We start from the raw sequence: 15,232 nt of genomic DNA on the forward strand, positions 1-15,232 counted from the left end.
CGGGCCCGGCCTCATGGTTTCAACGGCGGGTGTTTACTGCGCCGTGGTCGGCGCGTTCGCGCCGGGACTGGCGCTGAGCAGATGCTCGGCATCGATGCGGTCGAAGGTGTAGCGCTGCGCGCAGAACTCGCAGATCACCTCGATTTCGCCGTCGCGCGCCTCCAGCGCCGCCTCGACCTCGTCGCGTCCCAGCGAGCGAAGCACGTTCTCCACGCGCTCGCGCGTGCAGCTGCAGCCGAACGCCAGCGGGCGCGGCTCGAACAGGCGCACCGATTCCTCGTGATAGAGCCGGTACAGCAGCTGTTCGGGGGGCGTGGCCAGGAGCTCCTCCTGACCCAGGGTCGCCGTGAGGTGCTGGATGCGCGTCCAGGCATCCTCATCCTCCACGGCGTCATGACCACCCTCGTCGGGCAGCTTCTGCAGCATCAGGCCCACCGCATGCTCACCATCGGCCGCCAGCACGATGCGTGCCGGCAGCTGTTCGGACTGGCCGAAGTAGTTCTCCAGCGCCGACGCCAGGTCCGGATGCTGCAGGTCCACCAGGCCCTGGTAGCGCTGGCCGCGTTCCGCATGGCCAATGGTGATGGCCATGATGGCGTTGGGCAGCGCGGCCAGATCCAGCTCCTGAGGCAGCGGGTCGGTCCAGCGCGCCAGACCACGCAGGCGGCCCTGGTCGGTGCATTCGGCGAACAGCAGGCGCAGCGGGCCGCCGCTCTTCAGTTCCACCGAGAGCGAGCCTTCCAGCTTGATGTTGCCGGTCAGCAGGGCGCTGGCCGCCAGGGTCTGCCCCAGCACCGAGCGCAGGATGCCCGGATAGGCCGAGCGGCCGGCGACCTCGCGCCACGCCGAGCCCAGTCGCACCAGCACACCACGCACGCCGGCGCGTTCCAGCATGAAGCGATGCAACACATCTTCGACAAGTACGGTTTCCACGGGAGCGACCTCTCAAAAGCAATATCCCCACATGGGGTCGGCAGGGCCGGGGCTCAACGACCGGGGATCGGACAGGGATGGGACCTTATACTCCCGCCACCTCCGCTCCCGCGCCGCCATGACCTCCCGACGACTGCCCGCCCGCCTGTTCCGCCTGCTGGTCCTGCTCCTGGCGTCCTGGCTGGCATTGACCTGGCTGGTGGTGCTGGTGCTGCGCTTCGTGCCGCCCTGGACCTCGGCGGTGATGATGGAGCGCCAGGTCAGCGCGCTGACCACGGGAGATCGCCATTTTCGCCTGCAGCACCGTTGGGTACCGCGGGAGCAGGTCTCGCCCTACGTGCCACTGGCGATGGTGGCGGCAGAGGACCAGAAGTTTCCCTTCCACCACGGTTTCGACTTCGATTCCATCCAGGACGCGGTCGACGCCGCCGACGAGGGTCGCCGCCTGCGCGGGGCCAGCACGATCAGCCAGCAGACCGCCAAGAACCTGTTCCTTTGGAACGGGCGCAGCTTCGTGCGCAAGGGCCTGGAGGCGTACTTCACCGTGCTGCTCGAGTTGACCTGGCCCAAGCAGCGCATCCTCGAGGTGTACATGAACATCGCCGAGCTGGGCGATGGCATTTACGGCGTGGGCGCCGCCAGCGACGCGTTTTTCCGTGTACCGCCCTCCCGCCTCGGTCCGCAGCAGGCGGCGCTGCTGGCCGCGGTGCTGCCCAATCCCCGCCGCTTCCGCGTCGACCACCCCAGCGCCTATGTACTGGCCCGCGCCAACTGGATCGAGCGGCAGATGGCCCAGCTTGGCGGCCCCGCGTACCTGCAGAGCACCCGCCCTCCACGCGACGCGCGACGCCGCTGAGACTCGCGGCAGACATGCCGGTGCACTAGCATGCGGCGACTTCCCGGGGAAACAACGCGCTGCCCATGTCACGCCTATCCATTGTCGTGCCCGCGTACAACGAAGCCGCCGTACTCAAGACCTTCCATGCCCGGCTGTGCAGCGTGCTCGACGAGCTGCCGCTGGACTGCAACGTGCTGTACGTGGACGACGGCAGCGCGGACGACACCTGGGCGCTGATCGAAGAGCTGGCCGCGCGTGATCCGCGCGTCGGCGCGCTCAAGCTCTCGCGCAACTTCGGCAAGGAGGCGGCGCTGACCGCCGGCCTGGACCACGTCGATGCAGATGCGGCGGTAGTGATCGACGCCGACCTGCAGGATCCACCCGAGCTGATTCCCTCGCTGGTCGAACAATGGCGCGCCGGCTACGACGTGGTGTACGCGACCCGCACGGCGCGCGCTGGCGAGACGGGCTTCAAGCGCTTCACCGCCTCGATGTTCTATCGAAGCATGGAACGGCTGTCCGACACCCGCGTGCCACGCGACACCGGCGATTTCCGCCTGCTTTCGCGGCGCGCCCTTGATGCACTGCACCAGTTGCGTGAGCGCCAGCGCTTCATGAAGGGCCTGTTCGCCTGGATCGGCTACCGCCAGACCGCGGTGTACTACCTGCGCGAGCCGCGCCAGGCAGGCAACACCAAATGGAACTACTGGCGCCTGCTGCAACTGGCGATCGAGGGCATCACGTCATTCTCCACTGCGCCGTTGCGACTTGCCACCTGGGTCGGCGTGCTGTCGTCGCTGCTGGCCTTCGTGTACGGGCTGTGGGTATTCGGCAAGGCCGTCCTGTTCGGCGACCCGGTGCACGGCTATCCCTCGCTGATGGTGGTGATCCTGTTCCTGGGCGGCGTGCAGTTGCTCGCGCTCGGCGTGATCGGTGAATACCTGGGCCGCAGCTATGCGGAATCCAAGCAACGGCCGCTGTATTTCATCGAAGAGCAGCGCCGGCCGCGCGCCAGGTCCGGCGATTTTCGCCACTAGCGGAGATCGCTTCACGTCCGCCCAACACCACGGCGACGCACCGGCGCTATGCTCCCCCAATGCGGCCCGTCCGCCGGCCGCGTGGGAGGTTCAAGCATGCGTCAGGTCAAGCATTTGCTGGAGGGCAAGGGCAACGACATTTTCAGCGTCGCCCCGGACGCGCCCGTGCTCGAAGCGATCAAGCACATGGCAGAGCGGCGCGTCGGCGCGCTGCTGGTGATGCGCGGCGAGAGGCTGGTCGGGATCGTCTCCGAACGCGACTATGCGCGTAAGGTGATCCTGCAGGGCCGTTCCTCGGCCCAGACCGCGGTCTCGGAAATCATGAGCAGCCCAGCGCTCACCGTCGGGCCCGACACCGATGTGTTCGATTGCATGCGCCTGTGCACCGACAGCCGCATACGCCACCTGCCGGTCGTCAGCGGCGACCGCGTGGTGGGAGTGATCTCGATCGGCGACCTGGTGAAGGAAGTGATCGACGCCCAGGCCGAACAGATCGAACAGTTGCAGCGCTACATCACCAGCTGAGCCCGGCTCAGGCTTCGGCCGCGCCGGAGGGCTCCTTGCGACCTTCGGCGGGCTGCTCGGGCAGCAGGTCCGGCGAACGGCCGGCGAGCGCGGCCACCCAGGTGGCTGCGCCAGCAATCAGCGCCCCCGCCGCCGCCATGCCTCCCAGCGCCACGCCCAAGGCGGTGGCCAGGTTCACGCCGCTGGTGATCACGACATCACCCAGTCGCCAGATGGTGGTCTCCACGAAATTCTTGCCCTTGTAACGCGTCTCGCGCGGCACCCGGGTATACAGCGAGTCCGTGGCCGGCTTGGTCATGCCGTAGGCAAAGCCGCGGGTAAAGACCATCACGATGGCCAGCAGGGGCACGCTGGCTCCCCACAGCAGCACGTGGCCGCTGCCCAGCAGCATCAGCGCGATCAGCAGCGCCAGGTTGACCAGGCAAGGCACGACGAGCGCCCAGGTGGCGCTCAGCCCTCGCAGCAGCAGGGGCGTGAAGGTGAGCTGCAGGAAGGCGACCAGCAGGTTCGTGTACAGATCCAGGTCGTTGTAGAACGAAGTGCGCTCCACACGATCGGGCAGGTGCACTTTGGCGTAATCGGCGATCAGCGCGTACGTCAGCGTCCCGATGCCGTCGCCCAGCACCATCAGGATCGCCATGTAACGCAGGAAGGGGCGCGTCCAGAGCTCCTTGATGCCTGCCCACAACGATCCGCCGATGACCTCCTCCGTGCGCGTGGCGCCGCGGCAGTCGTGCCGATCCGAGATCGCCAGCAGCAACACCATGGCCGCCAGCAGCGCCACCGCCGACACCACCAGCAGCGGCGCCACGCCGATCTGCCTGACCATGAGCTTGGTCACCATCGGCCCGAAGATGGCGCCTGCCGTGCCGCCGAGCGCTATCAGCGGAAACACCAGGCGCGCCTGCGCGCTGCGGAAGATGTCCGCCATGAAGCTCCAGAACAGCGACACCACGAACAGGTTGAACACGCTGACCCAGATGAAAAACATCACGCCCAGCTGACGCGCGCCAATGCGGTCCTGCGCCAGGAAGGCCGGCACGAAGGCCATCAGGCAGGCGATGAAGAAGCTGTAGCACCAGCCCAACAGGCGCTTGCGCGGAAAGTGCGCCACCAGCGCGCCGAACACCGGCGTCAGCAGTAGCATCACCACGAATACGCTGCCGTAAAACAACGGCAGCGAGGTCGAACCGACCGCGCCGCTGAGCTGGTCGCGCACCGGACGAATGATGTAATAGGCCGTCATCACGAAGAAGAAGGCCACCGCCGACAACGTCGAGGCGAGGCCTTCGTTCGCTGGGGCGGGTCGGGAAGCGTTCACGGCGTTTCCAGCGTGGGGTCGCAAAAGACTAGCATGGGTCCAAAACGGTCAAAGACAGGGGGCGAAGTGACTTACGACTACATCATCGTGGGCGCCGGCTCGGCCGGCTGCGTGCTGGCCAACCGGCTCAGCGCACACCCCGGCAAGCGCGTGCTGCTGCTTGAGGCGGGCCCCACTGATTGGAATCCGCTGATCCACATGCCTGCAGGCATCGCGCGACTGGCCAACCAGCGCAGCGTCAACTGGGGCTATCGCACCGAGCCGGAATCGCAACTGATGGGCCGCACGCTGTGGTGGCCGCGAGGAAAGACGCTGGGTGGCTCCAGCTCGATCAACGCCATGTGCTACATCCGCGGCGTGCCCGGCGACTACGACCGCTGGGCCGACGCCACCGGCGACGCGCGCTGGTCGTGGCGGGAGGTGCTGCCATGGTTCATGCGCAGCGAGGACAACAGCCGCGGCTCCAGCGCCCTGCACGGCAAAGGCGGCCCACTCGGCGTCAGCGACCTGCGCCACCACAACCAACTCTCCGACCGGTTTGTAGAGTCTGCGGCCAGCGCCGGCTTCGCGCGCAATGACGACTTCAACGGCGAGCAGCAGGAAGGCTTCGGCCTGTACCAGGTGACCCAGCGCGAAGGTCTGCGCTGCTCCACGGCGGCTGCCTACCTGCGGCCGGTGCGGGAGCGTTCGAACCTGGAAGTCCGCACCCGCGCCACGGTGGCAAGGGTGGCGATTCGCGGCGGCCGCGCCGTGGGCGTGCAGTTGCAGGGCAGCGACACGATCATCGAGGCCGGCGAGGTGATCCTGGCCGGCGGCGCCATCAACACGCCGCAGTTGTTGATGCTCTCCGGCGTGGGACCAGCCGATCATCTGCGCGAATTCGGCATCGGCGTGGCGGCCGACCTCGGCGAGGTGGGCGCGAACCTGCAGGATCACCTGGACATCTGCACGCTCGACGGCTGCACGCAGAAGATCACCTACGACCACCTCAATGAGCTTGCGGCGGGCTGGCGCTTCCTGCGCCACCGCGACGGCCCGGGCAGCTCCAACGTCGCCGAGGCCGGCGGTTTCGTGCGCAGCCGACTCGCCGACGACGAGCGCTGCGACCTGCAATTCCATTTCGTGCCCGCCCTGCTGGACGATCATGGCCGCCATCGGCTGCCGGGATACGGATACACCGTCCACGCCTGCTACCTGCACCCGCGCAGCCGCGGCCGGTTGCGACTGCGCTCGGCCGACCCTTCGCAAGCCGTCGCCATTCACGCCAATTACCTGGGCGACCCGGAAGGCCACGACCTGGCGCGGATGATCGAAGGCGCACGCGTGTCGCGGGAGATCCTCTCGCAACCGGCCTTCGCCGCTTACCGGGGCGCGCACGTGTTTCCGGAGCGCGCCTTGACCAGTGACGCCGAATACGCCGAGTTCATTCGCCGCAAGGCGGAAACGATCTACCACCCGGTGGGCACCTGCCGCATGGGGAGCGATGCGGCCGCGCCGCTGGACAGCGAACTGCGTGTGCGCGGCGTCGACGGCCTGCGCGTGGTGGACGCCTCGGTAATGCCCAGCCTGCCTAGCGGCAACACCAATGCGCCGGTGATCATGATCGCCGAACGCGCCAGCGCCTTGATCCTGAACGACAGTGCATTGGCGGCGGGGGCAGCCAGCCATCCCAGGGGCGCCGCGAGGACTTTCGAGCCGGCCTGAGTTACTCTCGGCTCCGCGTCATGGCGGGCTGCGGCCCGCCACTACTCGGCCCGGAACCGCCCCAGGGCCATCGCTGTTCCATCGGCGTCGACCCGGCGCCACCCACACGTCCGAGCAGTATGACGTTTCGCACTCTTTCATGGGTCATTGCCGTCGCGCTGGGCTGTTCCAGCACGCCGCTGGCCGCGCGCTCCGGCGCCGGCGCGCCTCCCGCCCCGCTACCCGAGACGATCAGCGCAGCGGCGCCGGCGCAGCCCCTGCCGGAAGATCGCATCAAGGACACGTTGAGCGCCTACCAGCAATGGCTGGACCGGCTCGACCAGCGCAACGCCGTGGCCGGCCTGGCCACCGCGGTCGTGGTGGGCGACAAGGTCGTGTTCGAGGACACCATCGGCTACGCCAACGCCGCCACGCACGAGCCGATCACGCCTGAGACGGTGTTCCGCCTGGCCTCGCTGTCCAAGGCGTTCGCCACGGCCTTGACCGGCGTGCTGGTGGACGACGGCAAGCTGAGCTGGGACACCAAGCTGGTCTCGGTGCTGCCGTTCTTCCGGCTCAAGAGCGACAACGCGGCCGAGCAGGCCACCGTGCGCGACATCCTCGGCCAGCGCCTGGGCCTGCCGAAGAACACGTTCGACAACATGCTCGAGGAAAACTTCTCCTACGAGGAGCTGGCCCGCAAGCTCGATGAGGTCAGCCTCACCTGCGACGTGGGCCAGTGCTACGGCTACCAGAACGTGGCGTTCAGCCTGATCGGCGACATCGTCTACGCGCAGACCGGCGATTTCTTCAACCATCAGGTCGACAAGCGCCTGTTCTTTCCCTTGGGCATGAAGACGGCCAGCTATGGCCGCGAGGCGTTGGAAGCGAGCCCGAGCTGGGCGCGCCCGCACCGTCCCAATGGCAGTGGCTGGGCTCCGTTCGAACCCAAGGAAGCCTATTACCGCGTCGCGCCCGCCGCCGGCGTCAACGCCAGCCTGCGCGACATGGAGCAGTGGCTGATTGCGCAGATGGGCGGTCGTCCCGACGTGTTGACGCCGAAGCTGCTCGACACGCTGCACACGCCCGAGGTCGCCACGCCGGTCGAGATGCATTCCACGCCGTGGCGGCGCGCCCGGGTCACCGACGCCTACTACGCACTGGGCTGGCGCGTGTTCGAATACGGTGGCGAGACGCTGCTGTTCCATGCCGGCGCGGTGGAAGGCTATCGCACCATGATCGGCTTCCTGCCGCGATACCACATCGGCGTGGTCACGCTGTGGAACTCGGCCGGTCCCGTGCCCGGGGGCCTGCTGCCGATGGTGCTCGACAGCCTGCTCGGCTTGCCCCACGTGGACTGGGCCGGCATCGAGAGTGAGGCGCCCCCGGCCGCCGCCTCCCAGGGCAAGTCGCGCAGAAAGTCCAGGACGGCTTCGAGCGGCGACGGCACCCAGCGCTGAGCCCATCGGCGCGAGCCGCATCGATTCACCCGCCGCGCGCAGTCGGCGCAAAACGAAGAAGGCGCTGCATGTCACCATGCAGCGCCTTCTGTTTTACGTGATCCGTTGGCGGGCGGCGCCCGCCACGGGTCAGTTGAGCTTGAACACGATACGACGCTTGTCCTGAGAAGCGACCGGGGCGCCGTCCTGGGTGGCCGGCTGGTACTTCCAGCGCTTCACCGCCTCGAGAGCAGCGCTGTCGAACACATGGCGCGGCTCAGCGTCGACGACCTTCACGTCGTCCACATTGCCTTCCGGCGTGATGGTGAAGGCCACTTCCACCCAGCCTTCCTGGTTCGCGCGCACGGCGGTGGTCGGGTAGCGTGGGTTGACGTTGCGCACGAGCACGGCCGCATGCGTGCCGGGCGCCGATGCCGGCGTGCTGGCGGCCGCCGCCGTGGAGCTGGCCTGTTGCTGGCGGCTTGTTTCCGCCGCAGCCGTCTGCTGCTGCGCGGCTCGCGCCTGCGCCGCCTTCTGCTGGTCGGCCAGCGCCTTCTGCTGTGCTTCGGCGGCCTGGCGATCGGCGTCCGCCTTGTCCGCCGCCTTCTGGGCAGCCAACTGCGCCTGCTTCTCCTTGTCCGAGGCCAACTGCTGCTCGCGATCCTGCAGCTTGCGCTGGGCATCGAGCTTGGAACGCAGGATGGTCAGCGTGTAGTTGGCCGGATCGGCCTTGGCGAGCAGGTCGATCTGGCGCTGGGCGTCACTGAAGTCACGCTGGTTGATGGCCTGCTCGGCAAGGCTCGCGCCCACCGGGAAGGTCTCGCGCAGCGCATCGGTGGCGACCTGATTCCCCGGCTGCTTCTCGAGCACCTTGAGGTAGAACTCGAACGCGTTGTTGCCGGCCGGCGCGAGCAGGCGCTGCTCGTTGACAGCGCGGCGCGCTTCGGAGAGCAGCTGGTTGAGGCTCATCGACGCGACGTTGGCCGGCGGCGGCGGCGCCGCATGGCCCTCGATCACCGGGGTCGACGGGTGAGCTCCCGCTTCGGTGTCGAGCAGATCCTGGTGCGGTTTGATGATGAGGAACCACGCGGCTGCCGCAAGCACGGCAACGACAGCGACGATGGCGACGGCAGCGGGGCGGACAGCCCCTCGCGCACGATGGCGCGCATGACGAATGTATCGGGTATCCATGGTCTCTCACCGAGTGGCATCAGATACCCGCGCTTTTTCCCCCTGTAGATCCAGGAGCGGAGAACCTCCCCCGGCTCTCCGCGGCGCGGATGTGAGAAAGGTAACCGTAATGTCGCACCACGGCAAATCGCACGTGCTCAGTTCGACGCGCGAGGACAGGTGGATCAGTGGCGCAAAGACGCGAGGATGCGTCGATGGACGGCGCCTAGGAATTTTTCGTTCCCCGGAAACGAAGCGTCCCGGCATGGGCCGGGACGAGTCGCTCTTTCGAATGACTCTCCCCGCGCTGGGCACCGCGGGGAGAAATTCAGTCTTGCCTATTATTGGTAAGGCTTACTTCTTGGCAGCCTTGGGGGCCTTGGCAGCCTTGGCGGCCCTGGGGGCCTTCGCAGCCTTGGTGGCCTTGACCACCTTGGCGGCAGCAGCCTTCTTCACGGTGCGCTTGGCGGCCTTCTTCGCCACCTTCTTGGTCGCAACCTTCTTCACGGCAGCCTTCTTGGCAGCCGCCGGACGCTTCTTCGCAACAGCCTTCTTGGCAACCTTCTTGGCGGCAGCCTTCTTGGCAGCCGGCTTGCGGGCAACCGGCTTCTTGGCGGCGGCCTTCTTCACGGCGGTCTTCTTGGTCGCCTTTTTGGCGGCCGGCTTCTTTGCAGCAGCTTTCTTTGCAGTAGCCATAGTTCGTCTCAGCTCCTCATCAGTTGGCAGTGGTTGCCCAGTAAAAGCATGTAGGAACGCCTCCACCAGCAAATCGCTGTTGGTGGCGTGCCGAAGATTGTTCACCTGGCGACGGGTGCGTTCGTCAGATAGGGGCCTCAGTACGTGCAGCGGGATCGAGACCGTGATCTTGCGTACTGCGCCGGCCTTTTCTCCATGCTCGATATAAGGCTTGATGAATTTCGATGTTGCCATGGCACCCGTTCTCCGTGTTCCGATGCGAAAGCTATTCCTGAAGATTTCAACTGTCAATTGATTTTAGCCATGAAATCAATCCGTTTCACCCACCCCCAGGAGGGTCGAAACCCCCGCCCAGCAAGGCCTGGAGGGGGTTAACAGGCATTTTCAATCGGACGTCCATACCGCCAGACGAAAACGCTTTCAGTTAATTACCAGTTGCATAAAAACCGCTTAAAACAAGGCATTTGAGACACTCAATGCCATTAATGCCATTGGGCCGCGACAACACCATGAAAGCGCTCGTATCTCACGCCCGCAGAGCCACTGAAACCCGCCCTCCGGGATGAACGAAGCGCGACTGGATTACCTGCCTGGCCGGGAGGGCAGGATGTCGCCTTTCCCTGCCTTGCCCGGCATCGAGGGGGCCGGAGGCTTCCGACCCGAGGGGCGCGGCCAGGTCACGTGAAGGTCGATTGGACATCCATCGGCATGGGCGTCGATATCTCGAGCGGCGCCCCATCACGGCATCTCCCGATGCTGTCCGCGGCGCTGCGCGTCCCGTGCAAAAAGACGCCGGCCGCGTTTGGCGGCCGGCGTCGGGTAAAGCGTCGGGAATGAAGGCTTAGTGGTCTTCGTTCTCGACCAGTTCGGCGTAGGCGTCGGCGTCCAGCAGCTCGTTCAACTCGCCGCGGTCGCTGGCGCGAACCAGGAAGATCCAGCCGTCACCGAAGGCGTCTTCGTTGATGGTCTCGGGCTTGTCGTTGAGGGCTTCGTTGACCGCCACGATCTCGCCGGACACCGGGCTGTAGATGTCGGAGGCGGCCTTCACCGACTCGACCACCGCCACGCCGTGTCCGGCCTGCACGCTGGCGCCGATCTCCGGCAGCTCCACATACACCAGGTCACCGAGCTGGCCCTGGGCGTGGTCGGAGATGCCCACGCGAACCAGGCCATCGTCTTCGACGCGGGCCCATTCGTGGGACTTGAGGAATTTCAGATCGCCGGGAATCTCGCTCATGATCGAATCCAGTCGTTGATGTGGGTCTTGGGTGAGGCGCACATTCTAGCCGCTTCACCCGATGGACAACACGGGCAGCACGCCCGTGCCGTCGGTGAAAACTCAGATGCCTTCGCAGGGCTTGCCGTCACGCACGAACGGATACTTCACCACGCGCACCGGCACTTCGCGGCCGCGGATATCCACGCGCACGTCGCCCGGCTCGCCGGCGGGAATGCGTGCAAACGCCACCGCCTTGTTGAGCGTCGGCGCAAAGCTACCGGAGAGGATCTCGCCCTCGCCCTGGGAGGTAAGCACCTTCTGGCCGTGACGCAGCACGCCCTTTTCGTCCAGCACCAGGCCGACCATCACGCGCTTCACGCCGGCGGCCTTCTGCGATTCCAGCGCCTTGCGGCCGACGAAGTCGCGGCCCTCGTCCAGCGCAATGGTCCAACCCAGGTTGGCTTCCCACGGCGAGACGGACTCGTCCATGTCCTGGCCGTAAAGATTCATGCCAGCCTCCAGGCGAAGCGTGTCACGCGCGCCCAGGCCCGCCGGCGCGACGCCGGCGGCGACCAGCGCCTGCCACAGCGCCACGGCGTGCTCATGCGGCACGATGATCTCGAAGCCGTCTTCACCGGTGTAGCCGGTGCGCGCCACGAACAGGGGCATGCCGTGAGGACCCTGCGCGGCGGCGGCGGCGAACTTGCCGAGCTTGCCGATGCGCTCGTGGTCGACTTCGGCCAGCAGGCCGATCACCTTGGCGCGGGCCTGCGGGCCCTGCACGGCGATCATCGCGAAATCCGGGCGCTCCTTGACCTGCACGTCGAAGGCCTTGGCCTGCTGCTCGATCCAGGCCAGGTCCTTGGCGCGGGTGGCGGCGTTGACCACCAGACGGAAGAATTCCTCACCCAGGAAGTAGACGATCAAGTCGTCGATCACCCCGCCCTTCTCGTCGAGCATGCACGAGTACAGCGCCTTGCCGTGCACCTTGAGCTTGTCGACGCTGTTGGCCAGCAGGTGGCGCAGGAACTCCCTCGTGCGCGCGCCGTGCAGGTCGACCACGGTCATGTGCGAGACGTCGAACATGCCGGCATCGCGGCGGACGACATGGTGTTCCTCGATCTGCGAGCCGTAGTTGATCGGCATGTCCCAACCGCCGAAATCGACCATGCGCGCACCCAGCGCGCGGTGGGTGTCATTGAGTACGGTCTTCTCGGTCATCGCAGTCGTGCTCTGGGGAAAACGACATTATCGCCGGGCGCATGGACACATTCCAAGCCGAGCGCGACAGCGCGCCGTGCGCTGCCGTATCTCGTGCAGCGCAACATGCACGTCGCAGGCACTACATAGCAAAGCGCTCGTCCATGTTTCGTCATCCTGGCTTCAGCCAGGATGACGACAACGGACCTTGCATCCCGCTAATGCCGCAGCGATCAGTGCGGCGTGTGCAGCCCCAAGCTGCCCAGGAGCTGTTCCACCACCTGCTCGGCCAGCTGCTCCGCCCGCAACCCCGTCGTGCGCAGATGCAGCTCGGCTGCCTCCGGCGCCTCGTAGGGCGAGTCGATGCCGGTGAAGTTGAGGATCTCGCCGGCGCGGGCCTTGCGGTAGAGGCCCTTGGGATCGCGCCGTTCGCACTCTTCCAGCGTGGTGTCGACGAACACCTCCAGGAATTCGTCGTCGCCGAACAGGCCACGGGCGAAGCGGCGTTCGCTCTGGTAGGGCGAGATCACGCACACCAGCACGATCAGGCCGGCGTCGACCATCAGGTGGGCCACTTCCGCCACGCGACGCACATTCTCCACGCGCGCCTCCGGGGTGAAGCCCAGGTCCTTGTTCAGGCCATGGCGCAGGTTGTCACCGTCCAGCATGTAGGTGTGATAGCCCAGTGCATGCAGCCGCCGCTCGACCAGGTTGGCGATGGTGGACTTGCCCGCGCCGGACAGGCCGGTGAACCACAGGCATCGCGGCCGCTGCCCCTTGCTGGTGCTGCGCGCGTCCTTGTCGAGGTCGGTGTGCTGCCAGTGGACGTTGGCGGCGCGGCGCAGCGCGAAGTCGAGCATGCCGCAACCGACGGTGGCGTTGGTCTGGCGGTCGATCAGGATGAAACCGCCCAGCGTGCGATCGTCCACGTAGCGCTCGAAGGCGATGGCGTGGTCGAGGTCGATGTTGCAGTAGCCGACCTCGTTGAGATCCAGCCGGCGCGCCGCCAGCTCGGCCTGCGTGTTCACGTCCACCTTGTGCTTGATGGTGGTGATGCGTGCGTTGACCGTGCGCGTGCCGATCTTCAGCCAGTAGGCGCGATTGGGCAGCAGGGGTTCGTCGCCCATCCAGAGCACATGCGCGGCAAACTGGTCGGCCACCGGCGCCGGGCGCGCCGCGTCGGCGATCACGTCGCCACGGCTCACGTCGACTTCACGGTCCAGGGTCAGGGTCACGGCCTGGCCGGCCTCGGCCTCGCTCAGGTCGCCATCTGCCGTGACGATGCGCTCGATGCGCGCCCGGCGCATCGCCGGCTGCACCACCACTTCGCCGCCAACGGCGATGCGGCCACCGCTCACGGTGCCCGCATAACCGCGGAAGTTGGCGTCAGGGCGGTTCACCCACTGCACCGGCAGGCGGAACTCCCTGGCCTGCGTGGCCTCGGTATCGGCGGCCTCCAGCAGTTCGAGCAGGCACGGCCCCTGGTACCAGGGCAAACGCGCGGAGCGGCGGCCGACGTTGTCGCCGCCCGGCGCCACCACGGGCAGGCAATGCACGCTGGTGATGCCGAGTTGTGCAGCCAGCTCGCGGTATTCGTGGGTGATGGCGGCGTAGATGTCCTCGCGGAAATCGACCAGATCCATCTTGTTCACCGCCACCACGACCTGACGGATGCCCATCAGGGCGCAGATGTAGGTATGCCGGCGCGTCTGCGGCAGCAGGCCCTTGCGCGCGTCGACGAGCACCACGGCCAGCTCCGCGTTGGACGCGCCGGTGGCCATGTTGCGGGTGTACTGCTCGTGTCCCGGGCAGTCGGCCACGATGAAGCTGCGCCGCGCGCTGTGGAAGTAGCGGTAGGCCACGTCGATGGTGATGCCCTGCTGGCGTTCGGCATCGAGGCCGTCGGTGAGCAGGGAGAAATCCAGGGCTTCAGGATCTTCCGCGTGCAGCTTGCGGCTGTCACGGGCCAGCGCGGCCAACTGGTCGTCCGGCACCATGCCGGCGTCGTACAGCAGCCGACCCAGCAGGGTGCTCTTGCCGTCATCGACGCTGCCGCAGGTGATGAAGCGCAGCAGGCTGGTGCCGGCCTGTGCGCCAGCCAGGGTGGGTTCCAAAGCCGCCATCAGAAGTACCCCTCCTGCTTCTTGCGTTCCATCGATGCGCTGCCGTCCTGGTCGATCACCCGCCCCTGACGTTCGGAGCTGCGCGAGGCGGCCATCTCCTCGATGATCTTGTCCAGGGTGTCGGCGTGCGACTCGACCGCACCGGTCAGCGGGTAGCAGCCCAGAGTGCGGAAGCGCACATGGCGCATCTGAACCGACTCGCCTTCGCGCAGGGTGAAGCGTTCATCGTCGACCATGATCAGCGCGCCGTCGCGCTCCACCACCGGCCGCGGCTTGGCGAAATACAGCGGCACCACCGGGATATTCTCACGGCGGATGTAGTGCCACACGTCCATCTCGGTCCAGTTGGACAGCGGGAACGCACGCACGCTCTCACCCTTGTGGATCTGGGTGTTGTAGGTGCGCCACAGCTCCGGACGCTGGTGCTTGGGATCCCAGCGGTGCTGCGCGTTGCGGAAGGAAAACACGCGCTCCTTGGCGCGCGACTTCTCCTCGTCGCGGCGGGCGCCACCAATGGCGGCATCAAAGCCGTACTTGTCCAGCGCCTGCTTGAGCCCCGCTGTCTTCATCACATCGGTATGCACCGCCGAGCCGTGGGTCAGCGGCGAGATGCCCTGGCGCACGCCCTCCTCGTTGACGTGCACCAGCACTTCGACATCACCGGCCGCCGCCACCTGGTCGCGGAAGGCGATCATCTCGCGGAACTTCCAGGTGGTGTCCACATGCAGCAGAGGCATCGGCGGACGCGCCGGGTAGAACGCCTTGCGCAGCAGGTGCAGCAGCACCGAGGAGTCCTTGCCGATCGAGTAGAGCATGACCGGGCGCTCGAAGGCGGCCGCCGTTTCGCGAAAGATGTGGATGCTCTCCGACTCGAGCGCGTCCAGATGGGACTTGGCAGACATACGTGGGTTCACTGGCCTCTGGCTTGGACGCCCATCGACGGGCGGTCAAACGGCAAATCTAGCTGAAATGGGCCTGACGGGCAGCGCCGCCGCTCCAAAAAGGTGAAACAACGCGTGAAGACGCCAGGCGATGACCGGCGCCATTC

13 protein-coding genes are annotated in these 15,232 nt (G+C 66.6%); 5 read left to right on the plus strand and 8 right to left on the minus strand.

The features are described 5' to 3' along the window. Positions 1–33: 33 nt before the first annotated feature. On the minus strand, positions 34–933 hold the full coding sequence (gene hslO / locus DVT68_RS06295) for an Hsp33 family molecular chaperone HslO (protein WP_114824132.1): 900 nt from the start codon (positions 931–933) through the stop codon (positions 34–36). 118 nt (positions 934–1,051) lie between these two features. On the opposite strand from hslO, the gene mtgA reads away from it, so the two are divergent. The 3 genes from mtgA to DVT68_RS06310 all read left to right on the plus strand — a co-directional run bounded on the left by mtgA (position 1,052) and on the right by DVT68_RS06310 (position 3,333). Beyond that, positions 1,052–1,789, plus strand: a complete 738-nt coding sequence (mtgA, locus tag DVT68_RS06300; RefSeq protein ID WP_114824133.1) for a monofunctional biosynthetic peptidoglycan transglycosylase — start codon at positions 1,052–1,054, stop codon at positions 1,787–1,789. A 65-nt stretch (positions 1,790–1,854) separates the two neighbouring features. Next, positions 1,855–2,808, plus strand: coding sequence for a glycosyltransferase family 2 protein (locus tag DVT68_RS06305; RefSeq protein ID WP_199535963.1), 954 nt, complete (start codon positions 1,855–1,857; stop codon positions 2,806–2,808). Positions 2,809–2,904: 96 nt separating this feature from the next. Continuing rightward, on the plus strand, positions 2,905–3,333 hold the full coding sequence (locus DVT68_RS06310; protein ID WP_114824135.1) for a CBS domain-containing protein: 429 nt from the start codon (positions 2,905–2,907) through the stop codon (positions 3,331–3,333). Positions 3,334–3,340: 7 nt separating this feature from the next. On the opposite strand, the gene DVT68_RS06315 is transcribed toward DVT68_RS06310, so the two are convergent. Further along, complete coding sequence (locus DVT68_RS06315) at positions 3,341–4,654, minus strand: NTP/NDP exchange transporter (protein ID WP_267897408.1); 1,314 nt, start codon at positions 4,652–4,654, stop codon at positions 3,341–3,343. Positions 4,655–4,720: 66 nt separating this feature from the next. On the opposite strand from DVT68_RS06315, the gene DVT68_RS06320 reads away from it, so the two are divergent. After that, a complete protein-coding gene (locus DVT68_RS06320; protein WP_233523362.1) occupies positions 4,721–6,358 on the plus strand; it encodes a GMC family oxidoreductase in 1,638 nt (545 codons plus the stop codon). A gap of 119 nt (positions 6,359–6,477) precedes the next feature. After that, a complete protein-coding gene (locus tag DVT68_RS06325; RefSeq protein ID WP_114824137.1) occupies positions 6,478–7,797 on the plus strand; it encodes a serine hydrolase domain-containing protein in 1,320 nt (439 codons plus the stop codon). A gap of 129 nt (positions 7,798–7,926) precedes the next feature. On the opposite strand, the gene DVT68_RS06330 is transcribed toward DVT68_RS06325, so the two are convergent. The 6 genes from DVT68_RS06330 to cysD form a co-directional block, all read right to left on the minus strand. Continuing rightward, positions 7,927–8,967: an energy transducer TonB gene (locus DVT68_RS06330; RefSeq protein ID WP_114824138.1), complete on the minus strand. Its 1,041-nt coding sequence runs from the start codon at positions 8,965–8,967 to the stop codon at positions 7,927–7,929. Positions 8,968–9,300: 333 nt separating this feature from the next. Further along, the gene (gene metJ, locus DVT68_RS20795) at positions 9,301–9,876 is read right to left on the minus strand and encodes a met regulon transcriptional regulator MetJ (protein ID WP_114824139.1); all 576 of its coding nucleotides are present in this window, start codon (positions 9,874–9,876) and stop codon (positions 9,301–9,303) included. Between the two features lie 607 nt (positions 9,877–10,483). After that, the gene (gene gcvH, locus DVT68_RS06340) at positions 10,484–10,879 is read right to left on the minus strand and encodes a glycine cleavage system protein GcvH (RefSeq protein WP_114824140.1); all 396 of its coding nucleotides are present in this window, start codon (positions 10,877–10,879) and stop codon (positions 10,484–10,486) included. A 102-nt stretch (positions 10,880–10,981) separates the two neighbouring features. Further along, the gene (gene gcvT, locus DVT68_RS06345; protein ID WP_114824141.1) at positions 10,982–12,082 is read right to left on the minus strand and encodes a glycine cleavage system aminomethyltransferase GcvT; all 1,101 of its coding nucleotides are present in this window, start codon (positions 12,080–12,082) and stop codon (positions 10,982–10,984) included. Between the two features lie 212 nt (positions 12,083–12,294). After that, positions 12,295–14,184, minus strand: coding sequence for a sulfate adenylyltransferase subunit CysN (gene cysN / locus DVT68_RS06350; RefSeq protein WP_114824142.1), 1,890 nt, complete (start codon positions 14,182–14,184; stop codon positions 12,295–12,297). Next, a complete protein-coding gene (cysD, locus tag DVT68_RS06355; protein ID WP_114824143.1) occupies positions 14,184–15,086 on the minus strand; it encodes a sulfate adenylyltransferase subunit CysD in 903 nt (300 codons plus the stop codon). The genes cysN and cysD overlap by 1 nt, the downstream gene beginning before the upstream one ends. Positions 15,087–15,232 lie beyond the last annotated feature (146 nt).

The organism is Dyella solisilvae (assembly GCF_003351225.1).
Lineage (GTDB): Bacteria > Pseudomonadota > Gammaproteobacteria > Xanthomonadales > Rhodanobacteraceae > Dyella > Dyella solisilvae.

Bases quoted from the DNA above. Each gene is read 5' to 3' on its own strand.
- mtgA (WP_114824133.1), top strand. From the start codon at position 1,052: ATGACCTCCCGACGACTGCCCGCCCGCCTGTTCCGCCTGCTGGTCCTG.
- DVT68_RS06305 (WP_199535963.1), top strand. From the start codon at position 1,855: ATGTCACGCCTATCCATTGTCGTGCCCGCGTACAACGAAGCCGCCGTA.
- DVT68_RS06310 (WP_114824135.1), top strand. From the start codon at position 2,905: ATGCGTCAGGTCAAGCATTTGCTGGAGGGCAAGGGCAACGACATTTTC.
- DVT68_RS06325 (WP_114824137.1), top strand. From the start codon at position 6,478: ATGACGTTTCGCACTCTTTCATGGGTCATTGCCGTCGCGCTGGGCTGT.
- DVT68_RS06330 (WP_114824138.1), bottom strand. From the start codon at position 8,967: ATGGATACCCGATACATTCGTCATGCGCGCCATCGTGCGCGAGGGGCT.
- metJ (WP_114824139.1), bottom strand. From the start codon at position 9,876: ATGGCAACATCGAAATTCATCAAGCCTTATATCGAGCATGGAGAAAAG.
- gcvH (WP_114824140.1), bottom strand. From the start codon at position 10,879: ATGAGCGAGATTCCCGGCGATCTGAAATTCCTCAAGTCCCACGAATGG.
- gcvT (WP_114824141.1), bottom strand. From the start codon at position 12,082: ATGACCGAGAAGACCGTACTCAATGACACCCACCGCGCGCTGGGTGCG.
- cysN (WP_114824142.1), bottom strand. From the start codon at position 14,184: ATGGCGGCTTTGGAACCCACCCTGGCTGGCGCACAGGCCGGCACCAGC.
- cysD (WP_114824143.1), bottom strand. From the start codon at position 15,086: ATGTCTGCCAAGTCCCATCTGGACGCGCTCGAGTCGGAGAGCATCCAC.